This window comes from Streptomyces sp. NPDC001796, assembly GCF_042892355.1.
Lineage (GTDB): Bacteria > Actinomycetota > Actinomycetes > Streptomycetales > Streptomycetaceae > Streptomyces.
In genome coordinates this window covers 245603-268799 of the sequence record NZ_JBIAUC010000005.1, presented here as the reverse complement: position 1 = coordinate 268799, position 23197 = coordinate 245603, and the positions used below count along the sequence as shown (strand labels likewise).

The 23197-nt window shown below is 72.3% G+C and carries 23 protein-coding genes and 1 pseudogene; 17 read left to right on the top strand and 7 right to left on the bottom strand.

Annotation, left to right across the window (positions count from 1 at the left end; all coding sequences use genetic code 11):
• The first annotated feature begins 16 nt into the window (after positions 1–16).
• Together ACFYZE_RS13270 and ACFYZE_RS13265 are read left to right on the top strand one after the other, a co-directional pair.
• Positions 17–1348 carry a PP2C family protein-serine/threonine phosphatase gene (locus ACFYZE_RS13270; protein WP_388991970.1) on the top strand — a complete coding sequence of 444 codons (1332 nt, stop codon included), beginning with the start codon at positions 17–19 and terminating at the stop codon, positions 1346–1348.
• Between the two features lie 108 nt (positions 1349–1456).
• A complete protein-coding gene (locus ACFYZE_RS13265) occupies positions 1457–2536 on the top strand; it encodes an MASE1 domain-containing protein (RefSeq protein WP_388991967.1) in 1080 nt (359 codons plus the stop codon).
• A 75-nt stretch (positions 2537–2611) separates the two neighbouring features.
• Here ACFYZE_RS13265 and msrB read toward each other — a convergent pair whose 3' ends face one another.
• The 4 genes from msrB to ACFYZE_RS13245 all read right to left on the bottom strand — a co-directional run bounded on the left by msrB (position 2612) and on the right by ACFYZE_RS13245 (position 6026).
• Positions 2612–3019 carry a peptide-methionine (R)-S-oxide reductase MsrB gene (gene msrB, locus ACFYZE_RS13260; RefSeq protein ID WP_388991964.1) on the bottom strand — a complete coding sequence of 136 codons (408 nt, stop codon included), beginning with the start codon at positions 3017–3019 and terminating at the stop codon, positions 2612–2614.
• Positions 3020–3032: 13 nt separating this feature from the next.
• Complete coding sequence (gene murC / locus ACFYZE_RS13255; RefSeq protein WP_388991961.1) at positions 3033–4427, bottom strand: UDP-N-acetylmuramate--L-alanine ligase; 1395 nt, start codon at positions 4425–4427, stop codon at positions 3033–3035.
• A 76-nt stretch (positions 4428–4503) separates the two neighbouring features.
• Positions 4504–4977, bottom strand: a complete 474-nt coding sequence (locus tag ACFYZE_RS13250) for an indole-3-glycerol phosphate synthase (RefSeq protein WP_388991958.1) — start codon at positions 4975–4977, stop codon at positions 4504–4506.
• A 203-nt stretch (positions 4978–5180) separates the two neighbouring features.
• The gene (locus ACFYZE_RS13245; protein WP_388991955.1) at positions 5181–6026 is read right to left on the bottom strand and encodes a pyrimidine reductase family protein; all 846 of its coding nucleotides are present in this window, start codon (positions 6024–6026) and stop codon (positions 5181–5183) included.
• A gap of 37 nt (positions 6027–6063) precedes the next feature.
• Between ACFYZE_RS13245 and zapE the strand changes: the two genes are divergently transcribed.
• From zapE to ACFYZE_RS13185, 12 genes and pseudogenes are all read left to right on the top strand, one after another.
• Positions 6064–7164 (top strand): cell division protein ZapE, encoded by a 1101-nt coding sequence (gene zapE / locus ACFYZE_RS13240; RefSeq protein ID WP_388991952.1) that lies wholly within the window; start codon positions 6064–6066, stop codon positions 7162–7164.
• 187 nt (positions 7165–7351) lie between these two features.
• Positions 7352–7753 carry a hypothetical protein gene (locus ACFYZE_RS13235; RefSeq protein ID WP_388991949.1) on the top strand — a complete coding sequence of 134 codons (402 nt, stop codon included), beginning with the start codon at positions 7352–7354 and terminating at the stop codon, positions 7751–7753.
• Positions 7754–7899: 146 nt separating this feature from the next.
• Positions 7900–8481: a carbonic anhydrase gene (locus ACFYZE_RS13230; RefSeq protein ID WP_388991946.1), complete on the top strand. Its 582-nt coding sequence runs from the start codon at positions 7900–7902 to the stop codon at positions 8479–8481.
• A gap of 8 nt (positions 8482–8489) precedes the next feature.
• Positions 8490–9974, top strand: coding sequence for a SulP family inorganic anion transporter (locus ACFYZE_RS13225; protein WP_388991943.1), 1485 nt, complete (start codon positions 8490–8492; stop codon positions 9972–9974).
• Between the two features lie 144 nt (positions 9975–10118).
• Complete coding sequence (locus tag ACFYZE_RS13220) at positions 10119–11162, top strand: slipin family protein (protein ID WP_388991940.1); 1044 nt, start codon at positions 10119–10121, stop codon at positions 11160–11162.
• Between the two features lie 37 nt (positions 11163–11199).
• Positions 11200–12087 (top strand): PPK2 family polyphosphate kinase, encoded by an 888-nt coding sequence (locus tag ACFYZE_RS13215; RefSeq protein ID WP_388991937.1) that lies wholly within the window; start codon positions 11200–11202, stop codon positions 12085–12087.
• Between the two features lie 74 nt (positions 12088–12161).
• Positions 12162–13025, top strand: a complete 864-nt coding sequence (locus tag ACFYZE_RS13210) for a polysaccharide deacetylase family protein (RefSeq protein ID WP_388991934.1) — start codon at positions 12162–12164, stop codon at positions 13023–13025.
• Positions 13026–13056: 31 nt separating this feature from the next.
• Positions 13057–13257: a hypothetical protein gene (locus ACFYZE_RS13205; RefSeq protein ID WP_388991931.1), complete on the top strand. Its 201-nt coding sequence runs from the start codon at positions 13057–13059 to the stop codon at positions 13255–13257.
• Between the two features lie 61 nt (positions 13258–13318).
• The gene (locus tag ACFYZE_RS13200; RefSeq protein ID WP_388991928.1) at positions 13319–14038 is read left to right on the top strand and encodes a peptidyl-tRNA hydrolase; all 720 of its coding nucleotides are present in this window, start codon (positions 13319–13321) and stop codon (positions 14036–14038) included.
• A gap of 234 nt (positions 14039–14272) precedes the next feature.
• Positions 14273–14458 (top strand): annotated as a pseudogene (locus ACFYZE_RS13195) (LysR family transcriptional regulator); the annotation flags it as partial.
• A gap of 104 nt (positions 14459–14562) precedes the next feature.
• Positions 14563–15867, top strand: coding sequence for a DUF692 domain-containing protein (locus ACFYZE_RS13190; protein ID WP_388991925.1), 1305 nt, complete (start codon positions 14563–14565; stop codon positions 15865–15867).
• A gap of 297 nt (positions 15868–16164) precedes the next feature.
• Positions 16165–16926: a DUF4142 domain-containing protein gene (locus ACFYZE_RS13185; protein WP_388991921.1), complete on the top strand. Its 762-nt coding sequence runs from the start codon at positions 16165–16167 to the stop codon at positions 16924–16926.
• Positions 16927–16970: 44 nt separating this feature from the next.
• On the opposite strand, the gene hemQ is transcribed toward ACFYZE_RS13185, so the two are convergent.
• Together hemQ and hemG are read right to left on the bottom strand one after the other, a co-directional pair.
• Positions 16971–17702: a hydrogen peroxide-dependent heme synthase gene (gene hemQ, locus ACFYZE_RS13180; protein WP_388991918.1), complete on the bottom strand. Its 732-nt coding sequence runs from the start codon at positions 17700–17702 to the stop codon at positions 16971–16973.
• Positions 17703–17706: 4 nt separating this feature from the next.
• On the bottom strand, positions 17707–19164 hold the full coding sequence (hemG, locus tag ACFYZE_RS13175; protein WP_388991915.1) for a protoporphyrinogen oxidase: 1458 nt from the start codon (positions 19162–19164) through the stop codon (positions 17707–17709).
• A gap of 157 nt (positions 19165–19321) precedes the next feature.
• Here hemG and ACFYZE_RS13170 point away from each other — a divergent pair, with 157 nt between their 5' ends.
• Together ACFYZE_RS13170 and ACFYZE_RS13165 are read left to right on the top strand one after the other, a co-directional pair.
• Complete coding sequence (locus ACFYZE_RS13170; protein ID WP_388991912.1) at positions 19322–20284, top strand: DUF4349 domain-containing protein; 963 nt, start codon at positions 19322–19324, stop codon at positions 20282–20284.
• A gap of 27 nt (positions 20285–20311) precedes the next feature.
• A complete protein-coding gene (locus ACFYZE_RS13165; protein ID WP_388991909.1) occupies positions 20312–21721 on the top strand; it encodes an FAD-dependent oxidoreductase in 1410 nt (469 codons plus the stop codon).
• A 93-nt stretch (positions 21722–21814) separates the two neighbouring features.
• On the opposite strand, the gene ACFYZE_RS13160 is transcribed toward ACFYZE_RS13165, so the two are convergent.
• Positions 21815–22156, bottom strand: a complete 342-nt coding sequence (locus ACFYZE_RS13160; RefSeq protein ID WP_103845415.1) for a hypothetical protein — start codon at positions 22154–22156, stop codon at positions 21815–21817.
• Positions 22157–22281: 125 nt separating this feature from the next.
• Here ACFYZE_RS13160 and ACFYZE_RS13155 point away from each other — a divergent pair, with 125 nt between their 5' ends.
• Positions 22282–23100 (top strand): rhomboid family intramembrane serine protease, encoded by an 819-nt coding sequence (locus ACFYZE_RS13155; protein ID WP_388991906.1) that lies wholly within the window; start codon positions 22282–22284, stop codon positions 23098–23100.
• Positions 23101–23197 lie beyond the last annotated feature (97 nt).

Genomic DNA, 23197 nt, shown 5'->3' with positions numbered 1-23197 from the left:
CGCAAGGGCGTCCGTCATGACCGGACCGAGGCGGCCACCGCGGCAGGCGCACACCTACGACCTGCGTCTGCGGCTGCGCGACGAGCTGGCCCGGATCGACGAGCAGTTGCGTGCCCTGGTCGCGGCCATGGACCGGCTGCAGGGGCTGCTGGACGCCGTGGTGGCGATCAGCCGGGAGGTGGAGCTGCCCGGGGTGCTGAACCGCATCGTGACCACCGCCATGGAGCTGGTGGGTGCCCGCTACGGGGCGCTGGGAATCCTCGACGAGTCCGGTGAGTCGCTGAGCGAGTTCATCGCCGTCGGCCTGTCCGAGCAGGAGTACGCCCACCTGGTGGCCGAGGCCGGCCTGCCCGAGGGCCGGGGCCTCCTCGGGCACCTGATCAGCCACCCCGAACCCCTGCGGGTCGACGACATCCCGGCGCACCCGTCCTCCGCCGGCTTCCCGCCGGGCCACCCGGGCCTGCACACCCTGCTCGGCGTGGCCATCACCGTGCGCGGCGAGATCTACGGCGACCTCTACCTGTCCGAGCGGCGCGACGGGCGGGCCTTCGACGTCCATGACGAGAACATCGTCGTCGCCCTGGCCGGCGCCGCCGGCATCGCGCTCGAGAACGTCCACCTGTTCGAGCAGGTGCGCAACACATCCGAGAAGTTCCAGCGGCTTCTGCTGCCGGCCCTGCCCGATCTGCGGCCGTTCACCGCCGCCGCCATCTACCGGCCCGCCGCCGAGCCGAGCCGGCTCGGCGGCGACTGGTACGACGCCATCCTGCTGCCCGACGACGCGGTGGCGGTCGTCATCGGCGACGTGGTGGGCCACGACCTGGAGGCAGCCGCTGCCATGGCCTCCACCCGCAACATGCTGCGCGCCCTGCTCTTCGACCGGTGCACTCCGCCGAGCGCGATCCTCGCCCAGCTCGACCGCACCGTGCAGGGCATCACCGACACCCCCGTCACCACCACGACCCTGGCGCGCATCGAACCCGACGGGCCGGGGTGGCGACTGCACTGGAGCGCCGCAGGCCACGTCCCACCCCTGGTGATCGCCCCCGGCCGGAAAGCGGAGTACCTGTTCGCCGAGCCCGGGCTGCCCCTCGGGGTCGACACCGGGCAGGCCCGCCCCGACCACATCCACCCACTGCCACCGGGCAGCACCGTGGTCCTCTTCACCGACGGTCTGGTCGAACACCCCCACCGGCCCATCGACGAGTGCCTGGACGAGCTCGCCGGTCTCGCCACCGCCCATGCGGGCCTGCCCCTGGAGGACTTCGTCCACGCCCTCGCCGACCACGGCCCCAGCGACGGCCACGACGACATGGCCATCCTCGCCGTGCGCACCCCGGCGCCCTGAGGAACACCCGGAACAGGCGTACCCCGCTTCGGTCGGTCACCGCATGGTGGATCGCGAGCCGCCGACGGACGATGGACTACGGGGGGCGAGCCGATGGGGAGACACCCGATGTCCGTCGCGCGGCACGAAAGACTCCGGCGCGGTGCAGTGACCGCCCTGGAGATCTGCGTCATCGCCGCGCTGTACTACGCCTCGGGCAGGCTGGGGCTGCTCCAGCAGCTGGTGCGCGGCCAGGTCACCCCGCTGTGGCCACCGACCGGGATCGCGGTCGCCGGGCTGCTGCTCCTCGGTCCCCGGGTGTGGCCGGGGATCGCACTGGGCGCGTTTGCGATCAACGTCTCTCTGGGGCCGTCGATCCCCGCCGTGCTCGCGATCGTGGCCGGGAACACGCTCGCGCCGCTGTGCTCGTACGCACTGCTTCGTCGCGCCGGGTTCCGTACCGAGATGGACCGGCTGCGGGACGCGCTGGCGCTGGTGTTCCTCGGGGCCTTCACCGGCATGCTCCTCAGCGCGACGGTGGGCGGCTGCACCCTGCTGCTCGCCGGTGCGCTGTCCACCGGGGCGTTCTGGCCGACATGGTCGGTCTGGTGGACCGGCGACGCGATGGGGGTGCTGCTGGTCGCGCCGGTCCTGCTGGTGCTGCGCTCCGCGCGCCGGCCGAGGGACGTGCCGCCGTCCCGGTGGCTGGAGGCCTCGCTGCTGCTGGTGACCACCATCGGCGTCGGGTTCCTCGAGGCCGGTCGCGTACCGCTGCTCTTCCTCGGTCTGCCGGTGCTGATCTGGGCGGCCTTCCGCTTCCAGCGGGCCGGGGCCGCACCCTGCGCACTGGCCGTCTCGACGTTCGCCATCCTCGCCGCGGCGCGCAGAACGGGCCCGTTCGCGGGTCATGACCTGCTCATGCGCATGATCACGCTCCAGGCCTTCAACGGCTCGGTGGCGCTGACGGCGCTGCTCCTCAGCGCGACGATCAGCGAGCAGAGACAGAATCGGATGGAGATCGAACAGGCGTGCCGACAGCTCGCCGAGATGGTGACGAGAATCGCGCCGGAGGAGGCCGAGAGTGCGACGAGGCTCGACAGCGAGGAGAACGGAGCCGGGGACGACGAGCGCCCCCGGAACCACCGCCGTCCCTCGGCAGCCGAAGCGGAGGGACGGGACCGCTGGGGCCACCACCCCCGCCCCCCTTGACCACCGGCCCGGTCGGTCATCCTTGTACCGACGGCTCAACGGGCGAAGACGACCCCTTGCCGTCGACCCGTCAGATCAACCCTCGTCAGGGACCAGGCGCAGGGAGATCGAGTTGATGCAGTACCGCTGATCCGTCGGCGTCGGATACCCCTCGCCCTCGAAGACGTGCCCGAGATGCGAGCCGCAGCGGGCACACCGCACCTCCGTGCGGATCATTCCGTGGGAGCGGTCCTCCAGGAGCTCGACCGCGTCGGTGTCCTTCGGGTCGTAGAAGGACGGCCAGCCGCAGTGGGACTCGAACTTCGTGTCCGAGGTGAACAGCTCGGCGCCGCAGGCGCGGCAGGAGTACACGCCCTTGGTCCTGGTGTCCGTGTACTCACCGGTGAAGGCGGGCTCGGTGCCGGCCTGGCGCAGGACCGCGTACTCCGCCGGGGTCAGCTCCGCGCGCCACTGCTCGTCCGGCTTGTCGACGTCGTACGACATGAAGGCCAACCCCTTAACTCTGTGCGAGACGGTCCAGGATCCGCGGGCCGAGGTCCGTGACGTCGCCCGCGCCCATGGTGAGAACGAGATCACCCGGCTTCGCCATTCCCGCGACGACCGCGGGAACCTCCGCCTTGTCGTGGACGGCCTGCACGTCCGCGCCCGCCGCCCGCGCCGCCTCGATGATCAGCTCGCTGGTCACGCCCGGGATCGGGTCCTCCCGGGCCGGGTAGATGTCGAGCACCACGGAGGCGTCCGCGAGCGCCAGCGCCTGGCCCATCTCCTTGCCCAGTTCCTGGGTTCGGGAGAACAGGTGGGGCTGGAAGACCACCAGGATGCGGGACTCACCGGCCGCCGCCCGCATCGCCTCCAGGTCCGCCGTCATCTCGGTGGGGTGGTGCGCGTAGGAGTCGACGACCTGGACGCCGGCCTGCTCGCCCTTCAGCTGCAGGCGTCGCTTGACCCCCGTGTACGCGGCCAGGGCCGGGGCCAGCTCCGCGGCCGGGATGCCGAGCGCCACGCCCGCCGCCAGGGCCGCGACCGCGTTGTGCGCGTAGTGGCGGCCGGGGACGGAGACCGCGAAGGTGAGCTCCTGGCCGTCGAGGAGGACCGTGACCTCGCTCTTCAGGCCCTGGGGGACGACGGACAGGACCCGCACGTCGGCGTTCTCCGCCTCTCCGTACGTCACCACCGTCACGTCGCGCGAGCTGACGCGCCGCGTCAGCTCGCGCGCACCTTCATGGTCCGCCGAGATCACCAGCGTGCCGCCCCCGGCGATGCGGTCCACGAACGTCTCGAAGGACTCGTAGATCTCCTCCATCGACGCGTAGTTCGCGTGGTGGTCGAGTTCGACGTTGAGGACGATGGCGACCTCGGGGGCGTACTTGTGGAAGCTGCGGTCCGATTCGTCCGCCTCCGCCACGAAGATCTCGCCCTCGCCGTGCAGGGCGTTCGAGCCGGGGGCGTCCAGGTCGCCGCCGATCGCGTACGACGGCTTCAGTCCCAGCTCGGTGAGGGACACCGCGAGCATCGACGTGGTGGTCGTCTTGCCGTGGGTGCCGGCGACCGCGATCGGGCGCAGGCCCTGCATCAGGGCCGCGAGGGCGTCGGAGCGGTGGACCACCGGGATGCCCAGCTCGGCCGCGCGGGCCAGCTCCGGGTTGTCCCCGCGGATCGCCGAGGAGACGACGACACAGCTCGCGTCGTCGGCGAGGTGCCCGGCCGCGTGCCCGATGTGCACCGTCGCGCCCAGCGCGCGCAGGGCCTCGGCGGTCGGCGAGTCCTTGGCGTCGCTGCCCGCCACCCTGGCTCCGCGCTGCGCCAGGATCTTCGCGATGCCCGACATTCCGGCGCCGCCGATGCCGATGAAGTGCGGTCGGTCCATGGCGGTGGGGAGGCCGGGTGCCATGCGTGTCTCCTGGATGCTGGTACGGCGGACGTTCAGCGACACACCCTAGTGCGTCACGAGAGGGTGCCGGTGACGCTCACGCCTTGCTGTGCGAGAACAGCTTCAGCACCGGCACCCCGACCTTGTGCCGTGCCCTGGACGCCCAGTCGCGGTGGAAGAACTCCTCCACGTAGTGCGGGTCGGTCAGCACGATCACCTCGTCCGCGCCGACCTCGCCGACCAGATCCTTGAGGGCGTCCAGCGGGTGGTCCTCGATGAGGCGCCCCTCCGCCTCGCTGCCCGCCGCGCGCAGCGCGGCCAGGGACACCTCCAGGGCCTGCCGTCCCAGCTCGGCGGCGTCCTTGCCCTCCGGTGTCTCCCGTTCGTGCGCCGCCTCGTCCAGCTCGCCCAGGGCAATGTCGTCGATGGCCCGCAACAGGCGGTCCGCCTGGTCGCCGCGGGGCTGCAGCAGGACATGGAAGGAGACCGACTCGTCACCGTGCAAGGTGGTGACGAATTCCACGTCGGCGGACGTGAGGGCCTTCTCGATCATCAGTACGCTCGTGAACACGACAGGCGCCCTTCTCCTCCATGGACCGCGGGCCTTTCCCCGGCGGGCCGTCACGGCCCTTGCGGAAACCATCCTGCCCCGCCACCGGCACGGGATCCGCGAGAACTAGTGTGCCCACCGAACACTCGACGGAACGGGTGATTCCACGCTGTCGCCGCGAATCCGGAGCTTCGGCGACGAAACGCCCCGTACGCCCCTGCCCCTCAGGTCCGGCGGTACCGGCTGAACAGGAAACCCTCCTCTTCCAGCAACGACGCCAGCGCGAAGCGCTTGGGCACCGTGAGCGAGGGACCTCCGGCGATCCGCTGCGCGTCGCCCGCCGTGAGCATCGGGGAGACGGTCAGGCACAGCTCGTCCAGCACCCCGGAGACGACCAACTGGCCCAGCAGGCGCGGCCCGCCCTCGGTGAGCAGCCGCGTCATGCCGAGCTCCGCGAGAGCGCGCACGGCCCGGACCGGGTCCACGCCCATGCCGTCGCCGGCGATCACCACCCGGGCGCCCGCCTTCTCGGCCACCGCCATCCGGTCCGGTGCCGCCGCGGCCCCGGTGAGCACCAGCGTGGGCACCAGGGGCGAGGTGAACAGCGGCCAGGAGAAGTCCAGCTCCAGGCTGGAGCTGACCACGGCGATGGCGGGCACCGGGCCCTGCCCGGCCGCCTCCCGCATCGCCGCGAAGGCCTCACGCTCGCGTGCCGGACGGTACCCCTCCTGCCGTACCGTTTCGGCACCCACGATCACCACGTCCGCGAGCCCTCGCAGCGTGCCGAAGATCCGCATGTCGGCGGCGCTGGAGATCGGCTGGGACCGCCCTTCGTGCTGGGCGGCGCCGTCCAGCGTGGAGACCATGTTGGCGCGCAGCCAGGGCTCTGCGCCGCCGGGCGGGGGCTCCGGGTAGGCGTAGGCCGCGGCGAGCTCCTCCAGCGGCCACTCCCGGTCGACGGAGCCGCCCGCCGCCCCGGCCCCCGGCGCCGCCCCGGCGTCGAGGCCCGGAACACCCGTCCGGGCCGCTGTTTCGTCTGTCTCGTCGGTCACAGGGAACAGGCGTCGCATGTCGTGCAGTGTGGCACGACACGTACAGTGGGGAAGCGTGTCGTCCTCCACCGCCGCCTCCCGGACCGAACCGATAGCCGACGCGGCCCCGCTGTCGCTGTGCGCACGCGAGCCGCACGTCCCCGCCGACCGGCTCGTCGCCGAGATGGTGCCGCCGCCGCGCTTCGACTCGGTCCGCTTCTCGACGTACATCCCGGACCCGAACCAGCCCAGCCAGAGCGAGGCCGTCCGTGTCCTCGAAGGCTTCGCGACCGGCCTCGGCGGGGCACAGGCCGGCGGCAGGCGGGGGTTCCTCGGGTTCGGCAGGAGCAAGGCCCCCAAGACGCCCGCGGGCCCCCGCGGCGTCTACCTCGACGGCGGCTACGGCGTCGGCAAGACCCACCTGCTCGCCTCCCTGTGGCACGCCACCCCGGCCGAGCCCTCGCTCAAGGCCTTCGGCACCTTCGTGGAGCTGACGAACCTGGTCGGTGCGCTCGGCTTCCAGCAGACCGTGCAGACGCTCTCCGGCCACCGCCTGCTGTGCATCGACGAGTTCGAGCTGGACGACCCCGGCGACACCGTGCTCGTCTCCACCCTGCTCGGCAAGCTCGTCGAGGCGGGCGTGGCGCTCGCCGCCACCTCCAACACCCTGCCGGGCAGGCTCGGCGAGGGCCGCTTCGCCGCGGCCGACTTCCTGCGCGAGATCCAGGGCCTCTCGGCCCACTTCCGCACGCTGCGCATCGACGGCGAGGACTACCGCCACCGCGGGCTGCCCGAGGCGCCGGCGCCGTACACCGACGCGCAGGTGACGAAGGCGGCGTACGCCACCTCGGGCGCCTCGCTCGACGCCTTCCCGGAGCTGCTCGACCACCTCGCGCGGGTGCACCCCAGCCGGTACGGCGCGCTGACCGACGGGCTGAAGGCGGTGTGCCTGACGGACGTCCGGCCGGTGCCCGACCAGTCGACGGCGCTGCGGCTCGTCGTGCTCGCGGACCGGCTCTACGACCGCGAGGTGCCGGTGCTCGCCTCCGGGCTGCCGTTCGACAAGCTGTTCAGCGAGGAGATGCTGAAGGGCGGTTACCGGAAGAAGTACTTCCGCGCCATCTCCCGCCTCACCGCGCTCGCACGAGACGCCGCGAGCCTCGTTCAGGACCAGTAGCCCCACAGGCCCGTTCACGCGTAGCAGACTCAAACTGACGTGCGTCAGCGACGACTTCAGGCCACGCCCACCTCGATTTTTGGGCTTTCCTTTACCTGAAACGTAAAGTTAACCCTGCAAAGGCGGTTGCCGGGTTAACGTGTTGGCCAGACACCATCGGCTGACGCGGGCAGGGGGAAGGAGGCGCATGGTACGCGGTACGACGGTCCGGTTCGTGCTCACGATCCTCTCCGCCGTCCTGCTCGCCCTGCAGCTCTTCGCACCCACCGCGTCCTTCGCCGCCTCCGCGCACCAGGCCCATGTGAGGGCCGTCGAAGCGCCGGAGGCGGTCACCGTCAAGCGCGCCGACGAGACGGACGAGGTCGCCACCTGCGGCGACCACGGCCGACCGGCCGGCCCCACCGGCCCGCTGCGTACCCGTGACCGGCACCGCGCCGCGGCGGACTCCGCTCCGGAGGCCCCCGCTCCCGTAGCGCCGGCACACGACGTCACGGCCGTGCGGCCACCGGCCGTCTCTCCCGCCGCGCTGCGCATATCCAGATCCTCGACCGCTCACAGCGCCGCGGCACTTCAGGTGTTCCGCTGCTGAGCCCTTCACCCGGTACGGGCTGACTCGACCTCCCCTCACCACGCCACGTTGGCCGAGCTCGTCGACGTGGGTCGTGTCGCCGTACCCGCATCTGCCACGTTTCGTACACCGACGCGCCATCCAGGGCGCGCCAGGAGGAACTGACAATGCAGCCCCTCATCGACAACGCCCGTGCGCACGGTCGGCGCCCGGAGGAATTCGCGCGGCTGGCCCAGGGCCAGTCCCCGCAGGTGTTGTTCATCACCTGCTCCGACTCCCGGGTCGTGCCCGCGCTGATCACCGGAGCCCGGCCCGGTGAACTGTTCGAACTGCGCACCGCGGGCAACATCGTGCCTCCGTACGCCTCCGAGCACCCCACCAGCGAGGCGGCCACCATCGAGTACGCCGTGGAGGTCCTCGGCGTCCAGGACGTCGTGGTCTGCGGCCACTCCCACTGCGGAGCCGTCGGCGCGCTGGTGCGCGGCGACGACCTGACCGCCGTACCGGCCGTGCGCGACTGGCTCGCGCACGCCGCGCCCGAGCAGCGGCCGTCCGCCGCGGACGACCCGACGGTCGCGGAGGCCGTGCAGAACCACGTGCTCGCGCAGCTGCTGCGCCTGCGTTCCTACCCGTGCATCGAGCAGCGCCTGAAGTCGGGTCGACTGCGCCTGCACGGCTGGTACTACGAGGTCCACACCGGATCGGTGCACGAACACCGCACCGAGACCGACACGTTCGAGGCCCTGTGAGCGACCCGATGACCAAGTTTCCTCACCTGAGGCAGGACTTCGCTGCCTCCATAGTCGTCTTCCTGGTCGCCGTGCCGCTGTGCGTCGGCGTGGCGGTCGCCTCCGGCGTCCCGGCAGAACTCGGACTTGTCACCGGCATCGTGGGCGGTCTCGTCACGGGGTTCATGCCCGGCAGCAGCCTTCAGGTGTCAGGGCCGGCCGCCGGTCTGACCGTGCTGGTCTTCGAGGCCGTCAGCGAGTTCGGTGTGCCGGCGCTCGGCGTGATCGTGCTGGTGGCCGGACTGCTCCAGCTCGCCATGGGCTTTCTCAAGGTGGGCCGCTGGTTCCGGGCGATATCCGTCTCCGTCGTCGAGGGCATGCTCTGCGGCATCGGGCTCGTGATCATCGCCGGCCAGATATACGCGGCGGCGGGCCTGAAGGCCCCCAAGACCGGCGTCGGCAAGATCGCGGGCCTGCCGGGAGCTTTCGTCGACGCCCTGAGCAGCACGGCGGCCCTGACCTCGCTCGCGATCGGCGCGGGCACCATCGCCGTCATCCTGCTGTGGAAGAGGATGCCCAAGGCCGCGCAGGCTGTGCCCGGTGCCCTCGCGGCGGTCGTGCTGGCCACGGTTGCCACGCTCGCCTTCGGCCTGCCGGTGGCCACGGTGAAGGTGGAGGGTCTGTTCGGCGTCATCCGGCCGCCCGGGGCCGAGGCCCTGGGTGAGCTGGCCTCCCCGGCCATCTGGGGCACGATCCTCGCGTTCACGCTGATCGCCTCGGCGGAGAGTCTGTTCAGCGCGGCGGCGGTGGACCGGCTGCACGACGGTCCGCGCACCCAGTACAACAAGGAGATGATCGCCCAGGGCGCGGGCAACACGGTGTGCGGTCTGCTCGGCGCCCTGCCGATGACCGCGGTGATCGTGCGCAGCTCCGCCAATGTCAACGCGGGCGCGAAGACCAAGGCCTCCCGCGTCCTGCACGGCGTGTGGCTGCTGCTGTTCGCCGCCGCGATGCCGTGGGCCCTGGCGCTGATCCCCATTCCCGCCCTCGCCGGCATTCTGGTCCACGCCGGCTGGAAGCTGATCCCGTTCCGGCAGGTCGCGTCGCTGTGGCGGTCGCACCGGGGCGAGGCGCTGATCCTCGTGGTCACGGCCGTCTCGATCGTCGCGGTGAACATGTTCGAGGGCGTGCTGATCGGTCTGGCCCTGTCGGTCGTCAAGACCGCCTGGGAGGCGTCGAAGGTCAAGCTGGAGGTCATCGACAAGGGCGCCGGCCCCATTCAGGCGTACCTTTCGGGCAATGCGACGTTCCTGCGGCTGCCGAAGATCCTCGACAGTCTGGAGGCCCTCCCTCAGGACCGGCCCGTGGAGCTGGACCTCTCCGGGCTGCACCACCTGGACCACGCCTGCCGTACGGCCCTGGACAACTGGGCGGAGCGGCACAGCGTGCCCGGGACTGAGCCGGTGCGGATGACGTCCGGCGCGGAGCCGCTGCAGATGGCGTCCGGCACCTGACGACCCGGGGCCGCTCGGCCCCCGACCCCCTGGGGCCCGCCGGTGGTGCATCGGCGGGCCCTCGGTCGTCCCTCGCCCGGGGGGCTTCGGCGGCACTATCGTGGCAAGTGCACACATACCGGGCCTCTCGACGAGGTGGTCGTCATGCTCCAGGAGCTGGTGGGTGCTCTTGTGGGGGCCGGCGTCGCGGGACTCGTGGGCCTCGCCGCGGCGGCACGGATCGTCAAGCAGTACGAGCGCGGGGTGGTCTTCCGCTTCGGACGGCTCCTCGGCGCGCCCCGGCCGCCGGGCTTCACCGTGATCGTGCCCTTCGTGGACCGGCTGCAGAAGGTCAACATGCAGATCGTGACGCTTCCGATCCCCGGGCAGGAGGGCATCACCCGGGACAACGTGACCGTGCGCGTGGACGCCGTCGTCTACTTCAAGGTGGTCGACCCGGCGAACGCGCTGATCCAGGTCGAGGACTACCGGTTCGCGGTGTCGCAGATGGCGCAGACCTCGCTGCGCTCGATCATCGGCAAGAGCGACCTGGACGACCTCCTCTCCAACCGGGAGAAGCTCAACCAGGGCCTGGAGCTGATGATCGACAGTCCGGCCGTGGGCTGGGGTGTGCAGATCGACCGGGTCGAGATCAAGGACGTGTCGCTGCCGGACGCGATGAAGCGGTCGATGGCCCGGCAGGCCGAGGCCGACCGCGAACGCCGGGCGCGCATCATCAACGCGGACGCGGAGCTCCAGGCCTCCAAGAAGCTGGCGGAGGCCGCCGGAGTGATGTCCGACCAGCCCGCCGCGCTCCAGCTGAGGCTGCTGCAGACGGTGGTGGCGGTCGCGGCCGAGAAGAACTCGACGCTGGTGCTGCCGTTCCCGGTGGAGCTGCTCAGGTTCCTGGAACGGGCGGCACAGCAGCAGGAGTCGCGGCCGGCGGCAGACGGTGCCGGCGCACCCTCGCCGACGGCCGCACAGGGGACACCGGCGGTCACGGCCGGGCAGGCGGCACCGGACGACGCCGCGACCGCCCGGACACCGGAGGCCGAGGACGCTCTCGCTCCCCCGCCGGCGAGCGAGCCCGCGCCCGGCCTCCCGGAGGAGACGACCCGCGACCTCCCCGAGGAGACGACCCGCGACCTCCCGGAGGAGACGACCCGCGCACTGTCGTCCTCCGAGAACGCGGTGACGCCTCCGTTCTAGGACTCGGATGCGTGCGGCCGTCCACCGAGGGTGCGCCATGGCGACGAAGCGCGACGAGGCCCCGCTGAGTGACCTGCTCCGCCTCCCCGTCGGCGAGCCCGTCGACCTGGCCGCCCACGACGCCGGCGCGACACCCGGCGGCCCCGGCGACAAGGCCGCCGGGCTCGCGGCCACCGCCCGTATGGGCAAGGACCTGGCCGGCCTGCAGGAACGCCTGTGGGCCGCCGCGACCGCCGGGGACCGCCGCCGGATCCTCCTGGTGCTCCAGGGCATGGACACCAGCGGCAAGGGCGGCACGGTCAAGCACGTCATCGGCCTGTTCAACCCCGCGGGCTGCCGGATCCACGCCTTCAAGGCGCCGACGCCCGAAGAGCGGCGGCACGACTTCCTCTGGCGTGTGGTGAAGGCGCTCCCGCGCCCCGGCGAGATCGGCATCTTCGACCGCTCGCACTACGAGGACGTGCTGATCGCCAAGGTCCGCTCGCTGGCTCCGTACGACGAGATCGAGAGCCGCTACGACCGGATCAACGGGTTCGAGACGTCCCTCACGGACGACGGGGTGACGATCATCAAGTGCTTCCTGCACATCTCCTACGAACAACAGCGGCGCCGCCTGCTCAAACGCCTCGACACGCCGCGCAAGCGGTGGAAGTTCGCCCCCGGCGACCTCGACGAGCGGGCCCTGTGGCCGGCCTACCAGCGGGCGTACGAGACGGCACTGACCCGCTGCGCAACCCTGACCGTGCCCTGGTACCTGGTCCCGGCCGACCACAAGTGGTACCGCAACTGGGCCGTCAGCAGGCTCCTGCTGGAACACCTGCGCGCGCTGGATCCCCAGTACCCGGCGGCGGACTTCGACGTGGACGAGTACCGCGAACTGCTGGTGCGGGGCGCGGCCCGGCCGCGGTCCCGGCCGGGCGGGTGACACGACGGGCCGCTGCAACCGATATCACCGGGTACATCCACTTTTAGCAGCAATCGCCGCCTTACGTTCGTACGGTGATCCCTCTTGTGCGACGTATCGCCTGCCTTGCCGCCCTCTGTGCCCTCGGCGTCGCGCTCGCCGCCTGGGGAGCCGACGACGACGCCCGGCGCCCCTCGCAGGGCGCCGCCACCGACCGCCCCGGCTCCCCCTCGGCGGCCCGCGGCACTCCGCCCGTGCTCGCGCCGGGGCCCGCCGGACTCGCACCCGTCTTCCAGAAGGGTGCGACGCGCGAGAAGACCGTCGCCCTCACCTTCGACGCGGACATGACGGCCGACCAGGGAGAGCGGGCGGAGGACGGGGAGGCGTTCGACAACCCGGACCTGATCGACACGCTGCGGGACCTGGAGGTGCCGGCGACCGTGTTCATGACGGGGCGCTGGGCGGACCAGTACCCGGAGGAGGCGCGGGACATCGGCGAGGACCCGCTCTTCGAGGTCGGCAACCACTCCTACAGCCACTACTCCTTCACCCGGAGCTGCTACGGCCTGCCGGTCCTGCCCGTGAAGCAGCAGCGCTCGGACGTGGAGCGCGCGTTCACGGCGATCCGCAAGGCGGGTGTGCCCCGTGTGATGCCGTACTTCCGCTTCCCCGGCGGCTGCTACGACGACCGGGCCCTGCGCGCGATCGGCCCGCTCGGGGTCACGGCCGTCCAGTGGGACGTGGTGAGCGGGGACGCGTTCGCGACGGACGCGAACCGGGTCGCGCGGCAGGTGCTGGAGGGGGTGCGGCCCGGCTCCGTGGTGGTCATGCACTGCACCCGCAGCGCGGCACCGGTGACGGAGGCGGCGGTGCGGGCGGTGGTGCCCGAGCTGCGCAAGCAGGGGTACCGGTTCGTCAAGGTGTCCGAGCTGATCGAGGCCGCGGGCCGGCGCCGGTAGGGACCGCGCCGGGTGTGCCTACGCTGGGGGCATGAGCGATGCCTCGGACATCACGGCCTACTGCGACACGGGCACCCCGCGCCCGGACCGGGCGATCGAGGCGGGCGGCCCGCCGTTCGCCGAGTGCGTGCTGTGCCGCGAGCCGACGGAGTACCCGGAGTCGTACAGGGGGATCACGCTGTGCCCCGTCTGCGAATGGCAGGAGGCCCAGCGCACGGCCTGCTCAGGGTGAGCCGGCAGGGCCCCGCCCGCCACCGGAATCCCCCGATCTTCCGCCTGGCAGACTGGATGCCGTGAGCAGTGACCAGACCCTCCAGGACAGCCCGTTCCGTTCCGAGCCCACCGTGCGTGACGAGGCGCCGCAGTTCGTGCTGCCGCTCGTCGTGCGCATCGAGCGTGCCGCTCCCCCGGCCCGCACGGACGCCCTGGAGACGGCGGCACGCGCCGTGCTCGTGATCCTGAGCGACGAGCGGTCGCTGGGCGGGGGAGAGTGGGCGCGGGCGATGCGGGACTGGCAGGACGCGCGGATCCGCAAGGTGGTGCGGCGGGCGCGGGGCGCGGAGTGGCGTCGGGCCGGGGCGCTGCCGGGCATCACGGTCACCGGCAAGTCGGCGGAGGTCCGGGTCTTCCCCCCGGTCCCGCTGGACGGCTGGCCGAAGGACCTGGCCCGGCTGCAGGTCTCCGGCACGGACCTCGAGGACCCGGAGCCGCCGGTGGAGGCCGACCGGACGGCGCCCGTGCTGTGGCTGAACCCGGACCTGGAGATGTCGGCGGGCAAGGCGATGGCCCAGGCGGGCCACGGGGCCCAACTGGCCTGGTGGGCCCTTCCGGACGAGGAGCGAGCGGCCTGGCGCGACGCCGGCTTCCCCCTCGCCGTCCGCACGGCTCCCCCGTTCCGCTGGCGGGAACTGACCACGTCGGGCCTGCCGTTGGTACGCGACGCGGGCTTCACGGAGATCGCCCCGGGCAGCTGCACGGTGGTGGCGGACCATCCGGCGCTGCGGGGCGACTGACCGGCAGGCGCCGCCGCGAGCCCGCGCGCCGCACGGCTCACTCCTCTCCCGCCGGATTGCTCACAGCCGCTGACCGGAGCGGCCGGCGAGGGCTTCGGTACGGTCCCGCACGATGATCTAGCCGGGGTTCTCTCCGCGCAGCATCCCCAGGAACGCGTCCACGATGCCCTCGAACCCGTCGGCCACCGTCTCGTCCAGGGCGAGTCGGCCGCTCTGCAGATGCGGCACCGCGACGGACTCGACCGCCCGACACGCCGGATCGGCTATGTCACCACCTCCGAACCGGCCGGCTCCGCAGTCGTGCGCGCCTTGGTGAGGGAACTGCGGGCGACGGCCCCCGAGGGCATGCACCCGGCAGCAGTCGCGCTGCGGCTGCCGGGCCGGGAGGCCGGCCGGCGGGAACCTCAAATGTTGCTCTGAAGGTCCCCGGTCAGCGGTTCGGCGCCGACAGCCGGGGCCATGACTCCGTCACCGCGACAGCGGGCGGTCCACGGGTACGGGCGGGCCGAACGAGGGAGGGGACGATGGAGCGACTGGGAACGGGCATCGGGTGGCGGCCGGAGATCGCCGACGCGGTGGAGCGCATGCCGGGCCTCGACTGGGTCGAGGTCGTGGCCGAGAACGTGTGCCCCGGGCACCTCCCCGAGTCACTGCTGCGGCTGCGCGAGCGCGGCGTCACCGTCGTCCCGCACGGTGTGTCCCTCGGCCTCGGCGGCGCGGACCGCCCCGACGAGGCCCGGCTGGCCGCACTCGCCGAGCGGGCCGAGGCCCTGGGCGCGCCGCTCGTCACCGAGCACATCGCGTTCGTACGGGCGGGCGGGCCGCGGACGGCGTCGCCGCTGCTGGAGGCCGGGCACCTGCTGCCGGTGCCGCGCACCCGGGACGCGCTGAAGGTCCTGTGCGAGAACGTCCGGATGGCGCAGGACGCGCTGCCCGTGCCGCTCGCCGTGGAGAACATCGCGGCGCTCATCTCCTGGCCGGGCGAGGAGATGACCGAGGGGCAGTTCCTGTACGAGCTGGTGGAGCGCACCGGCGTGCGGCTGCTGATCGACGTGGCCAACCTGCACACCAACCACGTCAACCGGGGAGAGGACCCGGTGAAGGCGCTGGACGAACTGCCCGTCGAGGCGATCGCCTACGTCCATGTCGCGGGCGGCTACGAACGCGAAGGCGTCTGGCACGACAGCCACGCCCACCCGGTCCCACCACCGGTCCTGGACATCCTGGCGGTCCTGGCATCCCGTTGCGCGCCACCGGGCGTCCTGCTGGAACGCGACGAGAACTTCCCTGAACCGGCGGAGCTGGAGCGGGAGTTGGCCGTCATTCGGGAGACGGTCGAGAAGGCCGCGCCCGGCCCGGGGGCGCGTACGCCCCTGACAACGGCAGGGAGCGGGTACCCGGGTGCCGGCTCCGAAGCGGCCCGGCAGCGGCTCGGGCTCGCTCAGGCCGCGCTGCTGTCCTGTCTCGTCGCCGGCACTCCCGTGCCCGAGGGGTTCGACCGGGTGCGGCTCGGGGTGCAGGCGCGGGCCCTCGCCGCGAAGCGGGCCGGTGTCGTGGCCAAGGTCGCGCCCGAGTTGCCCGGCATCCTCGGGGAGGGATACCGGTCCGCCTTCCTCGGCTACGCCCAGCGGCACCCGATGACCGGCGGCTACCGGCGCGACGCCCTCGACTTCGCCGAGCACCTGCTGCTCAGCGGGCGACCCGAGGACAACGAGGCGCGGCGCCGGCTGCGCGCGTGGTGGCTGGAGCGTTCGGGCCCCACGCCACCGTCCCGGCATCCTGCCGCCCGTGTGCTCCGCGCCACGCGCCGGGTCCTGCTGCGCGACTGAAGCGCCTTCCCGCAGGGCCCTGCCCGCGTCCGCCCGTCGCGTACCACTGCGGCGGGCGTTCCGGAGGTCGTCCGCGGGGAATGTGCCGTGGTTAACACAACAGTCACGCCTTTCGGGGAGAGCGGTTGCTTGCCGCGGTTCGTCCTGAGACGCCCGGTCCTGTGCCTGCGGCATTCAGTGGGCGTTGCCCATTTTCCAGCGACTTTGTCTGGTACGGAAGTTGGCGTATACGGCGCAGTAATATGCCAACTCGCACCCGAAGCGCACTAGCGTGCGGTGCCGCAAGCAGGAGGCACCATGAGATCCAGACCCGCCCGAGGCCGCGGCATCCTCAGCGGCACCGGGATCCTCATCATCTTGCTCGCGGGGACCCTCGCCGCGCTGGTCTTCCCTGTCTGGTCCTACGCGGACCGCTCCGGCACCGGCGTGGACACCCTGAACGCCCAGTCCGTGTCGACCCAGTACGGTCCGCTGTCCGCGCTGGACCGCGACTTCGTCACCAAGGTCCGGCTGGCCGGGCTGTGGGAGCTGCCCGCGGGACAGCAGGCCGAGCAGAAGGGCACCACCGAGGCCGTCCGCACCGCGGGCGAGCACCTGGTGCGGGGCCACACCTTCCTGGACGCCCGGGTCCGCGACGTCGCCGCACGGCTCGGCCTCGCCCTGCCCAACCAGCCGAACGCCCAGCAGCGCCAGTGGCTGGACACCCTCGACGCCGCCCAGGGCGAGGAGTACGACCGCGACTTCGCCAACCTGCTCCGCCGCGCGCACGGCAAGGTCTTCACCGTCGTCGCCCAGGTCCGCGCCACGACCCGCAACTCGCTCGTGCGCGCGCTCGCCGACGACGCGAACGCGACGGTCCTGGACCACATCAAGGTCCTGGAGGCCACCGGTTACGTCGACTTCGACGCACTGGCGCAGGACGCGGCCACCTCGAGCCCGCCCCCGCTCACCCGTTCCCCCGCACCGCCCGGGCCCACGGGCGACCCCGGCACACCTGTCCCGGTGACCCCTTCGCCGACGTACACACTGCCGCCGGCCATGTCGAGCCCACCGCCGTGACCCGCCGACGGGGGCGCGGCGGCCGCGCCCCCGTCGCGGTGCGCTCAGGCGAGCCCGGCCACCAGCTCGGCGACCGACTTCCGGCGACCGGTGAAGAAGGGCACCTCCTCGCGGACGTGCATCCGTGCCTCCGAGCCGCGCAGGTGGCGCATGAGGTCGACGATCCGGTAGAGCTCGTCGGCCTCGAAGGCCAGTATCCACTCGTAGTCACCGAGGGAGAACGACGCGACCGTGTTGGCCCGCACGTCCGGGTAGCCGCGGGCCATCTTGCCGTGGTCCGCGAGCATGCGGCGGCGGTCCTCGTCCGGCAGCAGGTACCAGTCGTAGGAACGCACGAACGGGTAGACGCTGACGTAGTTGCGCGGCGTCTCGTCGGCGAGGAACGCCGGGATGTGCGAGCGGTTGAACTCGGCCGGGCGGTGCAGCGCCATGTTCGACCACACCGGGGTGAGCGCGCGGCCCAGCTTCGTGCGGCGGAAGAGGTTGTACGCCTCCTGGAGCTGGTCACTCGTCTCGGCGTGCCACCAGATCATGACGTCGGCGTCGGCGCGCAGGCCGGACACGTCGTACGTGCCGCGGATCGTCACGTCCTTGGCGGCGAGCTGGTCGAACAGCTCCTGGACCTCGTCGGCGTACCCGGCGCGGTCCTCGGGCAGCACGTCCTTCAGCTTGAAGACGGACCACAGCGTGTAGCGGATGACCTCGTTGAGGTCCTTGGCCAGCTTGCCCTTGTTCGGGATCCTGCCGGACTCGGTGGTGGGGGCGTCGTCACTCATGCACCTATTCTCCCGCTCCGCCGTGCAGGCTCTGCACCGGGTTGGCGGTGAGCTCCTCGACACCGCGCAGGTCACCGCCCAGCTGGTCAACGGCCGCGTACGCGCTCGCGATGCACGCCGGGATGCCGACCCCGTCGTACACCGCGCCGCACACCGCGAGCGCCGGCAGCTTCGCGACGTGCGCACGGATGCGGGCCACGCGCGCGTGGTGACCGACGGGGTACTGGGGCAGGCCGTCGGTCCAGCGGGTGACGCGCGTCTCGATCGGGGCGGCGTCCAGGCCGGTGGCCTCGCGCAGGTCGTGCCGCGAGACCGCCACGAGGTCGGCGTCCTCCCGTCGCAGGATCTCCGTCTCGCCGTACCGCCCCACGGACGTCCTCAGCACCAGCACGTCCGGGTCCTCCTCGGCGATCCAGCCCCACTTCCGGGAGGCGAACGTCGACGCCTTGATCGTGCGTCCGTCGACGGGCGGCACGAGGAAGCCGCTGCCCTCGGGGAGGGAGATGTCGTCGCGGCGGTAGGCGAGGGTGACCAGGGCCATGGAGGCGTACTCGACGGTGCGCAGTTCGGCGGCCGCGTCCGGGGACTCGGCCGCCAGCAATCGGGCGGCCACGGCGGCGGGCGCCGCGATCACCACTGCGTCCGCCCTCTCCGTACGGTCCCCGACGACGATCTCCCACCCCTCGGACGTGCGGCGCAGTGCGTCGGCCGCGGCCCTCAGCCGGATCTCACCGCCCCGCGAGCGCACCGACTCGGCGACGGCGAGCGGCAGTCGGCCGACGCCTCCCTCGATCCCCATGAAGACAGGTCCGGTCTGCTGTGCCGTGGCGGCCTTCGCCTGGATCTCGCGGACGGCTTCCGTCAGCGAGTCGTGCGCCTTGGCGGCCTCGAAGAGCTGCGGGACCGCCGAGCGCAGGGAGATCCGGTACGCGTCGCCCGCGTACACCCCGCCGAGCAGCGGCTCCACCAGGCGGTCGACGACCTCGCGGCCGAGGCGCGCCGCCACGTACTCCCCCACCGCCACGTCGTCGCCGATCTCCGTGCGCGGCAGCTCCGCGTCGCGCTCGATCCGGGCGAGGCCCTCTTCGGACAGGACGCCGGACAGTGCGGAGGCCGTGCCGGGGACGCCCATGACGTGCCCTTTCGGCATGGGCCGCAGGGCGCCGCGGGTCCAGATCGAGGCGATCGCCGTGGCGGGCGGCTTGAGGCGGTCCGTGAGGCCCACTTCCCGGGCGAGCGCCACCGCCTCGGGCCGCCGGGCCAGCATCGACTCGGCCCCGAGGTCGACCCGCACGCCCGCGATCTCGCCGGGCAGCAGCTTGCCGCCGACCCGGTCGGACGCCTCCAGGACCGTGACCCGCGCGCCCCGGTCCAGCAGCCGGTGGGCGGCTGCCAGACCCGCGATCCCGCCCCCGATGACGACGACATGCCCCGCGCCCCCGCGGGCGTCCACTGCGCTCATGTCCCCAGCCTCTCAGACCGCACGGACAGCCCGGCGGGCGCCCGGTGTCCCCTCCGAGTCCCGACCGTGACCGCATCGGGACCGCATCCGGCCAACGTTCCGCGGGGGCCCGGAGTCGAAGAAGTGTCCGTCACGACGACTTCCGGGGGTTCGACCGATGCACACTCCACGCTCCCCACGCCCGGTGCGGGTGCTGGCCGCGACGCTGGTCGCCGCCGCGCTCGCGCTCGCGGGCTGCAGCGCCGACGACACCGGCGCGTCGAGCGACAGCAAGGCCGGCCCCGCCATGGGCGCGCAGCGGCAGGGCGCCGCCGACAGCGGCACGGGCGGCGGCTCGGCGGCACGCGGCAGCACGCCGAAGCTCACCACGAACGCCATCATCCGCACGGCATCGCTGACCGTGCAGGTCAAGGATGTGCCCAAGGCCCTCGACGAGGCGCGTACGACCGTCGAGAGCGCGGGCGGGTTCGTCGGCGACGAGAGCACCACCCGCGACACCGAGGGCAACGAACGCACCCGGCTCGTACTGCGCGTCCCCACCGAGAAGTACGACCAGGTGCTCGCCGCGCTCCAGGGCGCGGGAAGGCTCATCGAGCGCACCGCCAAGGCCGAGGACGTCACCGACCAGGTCGTCGACGTCGAGAGCCGCATCAGGTCGCAGCGCGCCAGCGTGGCCCGGGTGCGGGAGCTGATGGACCGGGCGGGCAAACTCAGTGACGTGGTGGCCCTGGAAGGGGAGTTGAGCTCCCGCGAGGCCGACCTCGAGGCCCTGCTCGCCCGGCAGGCGTCCCTGAAGGACCGCACCAGCCTGGCCACCATCACGCTGTCGCTGTCCGGGACACCGGTGGAGAAGGCGGCGAAGGACGACCGGCCCGGTTTCCTGGACGCCCTGGCGGGCGGCTGGCACGTCTTCGTCACGCTTGTACGGTGGATCGCCCTGGCGATCGGCGCCGCACTCCCCTTCCTGGTGCTCGCGGCCGTCCTGGTGCTGGTCTGGACCCGGCTGGTGCGCCCCAGGCTGCCACGCCGCCCGGACCCGGTGCCGGCGGCGACCGCCCTCGGCCCGCTCCCCGTGGCCCGCACGGCGCCGGAGCACGAAAGCCGGGGCGAGCAGGACTGAGATGCCCCCTGCCCGTAGCGTGCTCGCATGAACATGAGCCGTACCAGCCGTACGAGCCGTCCGCGGGAGCGCCTGGTCGTCATAGGCGGCGATGCGGCGGGCATGTCCGCCGCATCGCAGGCGCGCCGCCTCAAGGGCCCCGACGAACTGGAGATCGTGGCGTTCGAACGCGGCCACTTCTCCTCGTTCTCGGCGTGCGGCATCCCGTACTGGGTGGGTGGCGACGTCGCCACCCGGGACGAGCTGATCGCCCGTACACCCGAGGAGCACCGGGCACGCGGCATCGACCTGCGCATGCGGACGGAGGTCACGGAGATCGACGTGGCGGGCGGCCGGGTCCGCGCCCGGAACGTCGACTCAGGGGCCGAGGCGTGGACGTCGTACGACAAGCTGGTGATCGCGACCGGAGCCCGTCCGATCCGCCCGGACCTGCCCGGCGCCGACTCGCCCGGGGTGCACGGGGTGCAGACCCTGGACGACGGCCAGGCGCTCCTGGACGCCCTTGCCGCCACGAAGGGGCGCCGGGCGGTGGTCGTCGGCGCGGGCTACATCGGCGTGGAGATGGCCGAGGCGATGATCAACCGCGGTTACGAGGTCACCGTCGTCAACCGCGGCAGCGAACCCATGACCACGCTCGACCCGGACATGGGCCGGCTGGTGCACCGGGCCATGGAGGGCCTCGGCATCACCATGGTGGACAACGCCGAGGTCACCAAGATCCTCACCGATGACGACGGCCGGGTCCGCGCGGTCGGCACGCAGGACGCCGAGTACCCGGCGGACGTGGTGGTCCTCGGGATCGGCGTACGGCCCGAGACGGCCCTGGCGCGGGACGCGGGGCTGCCGCTCGGCGACCACGGCGGGCTGCTCACCGACCTCGCGATGCGGGTGCGCGGTCACGAGAACATCTGGGCCGGCGGCGACTGCGTCGAGGTCCTCGACCTGGTCTCCGGCAGTGAGCGGCACATTCCGCTGGGCACGCACGCCAACAAGCACGGGCAGGTCATCGGCACCAACGTGGGCGGCGGCTACGCCACGTTCCCCGGCGTCGTCGGCACGGCCGTGAGCAAGGTCTGCGACCTGGAGATCGCCCGCACCGGGCTGCGCGAGAAGGACGCACGGCGGGCGGGGCTGCGGTACGAGACGGTCACGATCGAGTCGACGAGCCGCGCGGGCTACTACCCGAACGCGGCCCTCATGACGGTCAAGATGCTCGCCGAACGCCGCACGGGCCGCCTGCTGGGCGTCCAGATCGTCGGCCGGGAGGGCGCGGCCAAACGCGTGGACATCGCGGCGGTGGCGCTGACCGCGCGGATGACGGTGGAGGAGATGACGGCCCTGGACCTGGGCTACGCCCCGCCGTTCTCACCGGTGTGGGACCCGATCCTGGTGGCGGCCCGCAAGGCGGCAGCGGCGGTCCGGAAAAACGCCGGGTGAGTGGAACCGCCCCTCCAGGGGCGCGGGGAACTGCGCGACCGAGAGCAACCGGCACCCGGCCGACGATCGCAGCCCCCACGGCGAGCCCTTGAATCAAGCCGTCTCGTGCTGCCCGACCCCGTTGATCCTCTCGATGGCCTGCCGGGCCTGCTCGCCCGGCGGCCGTGAGGGCAACGAGGACACGGACGCGCTGGAGGCCACCGCGGGCGGCTGTGGCTGAGCCATCGGCTTCGCATGTGCGGCAGCGCCCCGCGAGGACCGCAGCCGGTGGCTGACCGCCTCGTCCAGGGTCACAGGCCGCTGCATCTGGGTCGCGAGCCGGGCGGCCTCCTGGCCGAGCCGCGCGACGTCCTCCCAGGGCAGCTGGATGACCAGCGCGAGTTCGGCCTCGCCGTCGGGCAGGGCGTGTATCGGAGGAGTAACTCGGTCGTTCATCGCCTGTTCCTCACGTCGTCCCCGCGACACGCCTTCCCCGCACCGCGGGCGGTTGAGGAGACATACGCAGCCGCGGACCGCCGCGTTCACCGATTCGCCCGGCCGATCCAGGGCAGTACTTCCTTGTGGTCATCCCCGTCCATGATGTGAACCCGGTGCGCCGTACGCCCTATGTGACGTACGCGCTCATCGCGGCCAATGTCGTCGTCTTCCTGTTCACCCCCGGCCTGGCGGGCTCCGTGGCGGGGCAGAGCGACCTGTCCCAGTTCTGCCACCTCCAGGCGTTCCTGGACCACTACGCCGCGGTGCCGCGCGAGTTGGTCCACGACCAGCTGCCGCGGCTCGTGCCCACGGGCGCCGTCGGGGTCGGCCCGCACGGGCCCGGTTGTGTGGTGGCCCCGCCGGGCTACCACAAGTCGCCGCCGGCGTCGGTGTTCACCGCGATGTTCCTGCACGGCAGCTGGCTGCATCTGCTGGGCAACATGCTCTTCCTGCTGATCTTCGGCAACAACATCGAGGACCGCCTGGGCCACATCCGCTTCGCGCTGTTCTACGTCGCGTGCGGGTACGCGGCGGGGTACGGCTACGCGTACCTCAACGCCGGCTCGAGCGACCCGCTGATCGGCGCGTCGGGCGCCATCGCGGGCGTGCTCGGCGCGTACCTGGTGCTCTATCCCAGGGTGCGGGTCTGGATCCTCGTGCCGTTCCTGCTGTTCCTGCCGCTGCGGCTGCCCGCGTGGATCGTGCTCGGCTTCTGGTTCGCGCTGCAGGCCGTCTACTCGTCCGGGAACGCCGTCTCCTCGGCCGGGACGGTGGCGTACGCGGCCCATGTGGTCGGCTTCATCGTGGGAATGGTCCTGGCCCTGCCCCTGCGCCAGGGCACCCCGCAGCCACCCGAACCTCGCGGCCTGCTGTGGGGCAGGCAGGCCCGCCACAGCTGGTGAGGACGGCGGGGCCGCGCCGCGAGGCGTTTCGCCCGCACCCTCCACGGAGAGCGAAGAGGACCGGGCCCCCCGGTGCGGCCTCCTTCGAAGAGACCGC

Coding starts and splice junctions, on each gene's coding strand:
- ACFYZE_RS13225 (WP_388991943.1), top strand. CDS start 8,490: ATGACCAAGTTTCCTCACCTGAGGCAGGACTTCGCTGCCTCCATAGTC.
- ACFYZE_RS13170 (WP_388991912.1), top strand. CDS start 19,322: ATGCACACTCCACGCTCCCCACGCCCGGTGCGGGTGCTGGCCGCGACG.
- ACFYZE_RS13160 (WP_103845415.1), bottom strand. CDS start 22,156: ATGAACGACCGAGTTACTCCTCCGATACACGCCCTGCCCGACGGCGAG.
- hemQ (WP_388991918.1), bottom strand. CDS start 17,702: ATGAGTGACGACGCCCCCACCACCGAGTCCGGCAGGATCCCGAACAAG.
- ACFYZE_RS13220 (WP_388991940.1), top strand. CDS start 10,119: ATGCTCCAGGAGCTGGTGGGTGCTCTTGTGGGGGCCGGCGTCGCGGGA.
- ACFYZE_RS13270 (WP_388991970.1), top strand. CDS start 17: ATGACCGGACCGAGGCGGCCACCGCGGCAGGCGCACACCTACGACCTG.
- ACFYZE_RS13235 (WP_388991949.1), top strand. CDS start 7,352: ATGGTACGCGGTACGACGGTCCGGTTCGTGCTCACGATCCTCTCCGCC.
- ACFYZE_RS13190 (WP_388991925.1), top strand. CDS start 14,563: ATGGAGCGACTGGGAACGGGCATCGGGTGGCGGCCGGAGATCGCCGAC.
- murC (WP_388991961.1), bottom strand. CDS start 4,427: ATGGCACCCGGCCTCCCCACCGCCATGGACCGACCGCACTTCATCGGC.
- ACFYZE_RS13265 (WP_388991967.1), top strand. CDS start 1,457: ATGTCCGTCGCGCGGCACGAAAGACTCCGGCGCGGTGCAGTGACCGCC.
- msrB (WP_388991964.1), bottom strand. CDS start 3,019: ATGTCGTACGACGTCGACAAGCCGGACGAGCAGTGGCGCGCGGAGCTG.
- ACFYZE_RS13205 (WP_388991931.1), top strand. CDS start 13,057: ATGAGCGATGCCTCGGACATCACGGCCTACTGCGACACGGGCACCCCG.
- ACFYZE_RS13230 (WP_388991946.1), top strand. CDS start 7,900: ATGCAGCCCCTCATCGACAACGCCCGTGCGCACGGTCGGCGCCCGGAG.
- ACFYZE_RS13165 (WP_388991909.1), top strand. CDS start 20,312: ATGAACATGAGCCGTACCAGCCGTACGAGCCGTCCGCGGGAGCGCCTG.
- ACFYZE_RS13185 (WP_388991921.1), top strand. CDS start 16,165: ATGAGATCCAGACCCGCCCGAGGCCGCGGCATCCTCAGCGGCACCGGG.
- hemG (WP_388991915.1), bottom strand. CDS start 19,164: ATGAGCGCAGTGGACGCCCGCGGGGGCGCGGGGCATGTCGTCGTCATC.
- ACFYZE_RS13245 (WP_388991955.1), bottom strand. CDS start 6,026: ATGCGACGCCTGTTCCCTGTGACCGACGAGACAGACGAAACAGCGGCC.
- ACFYZE_RS13215 (WP_388991937.1), top strand. CDS start 11,200: ATGGCGACGAAGCGCGACGAGGCCCCGCTGAGTGACCTGCTCCGCCTC.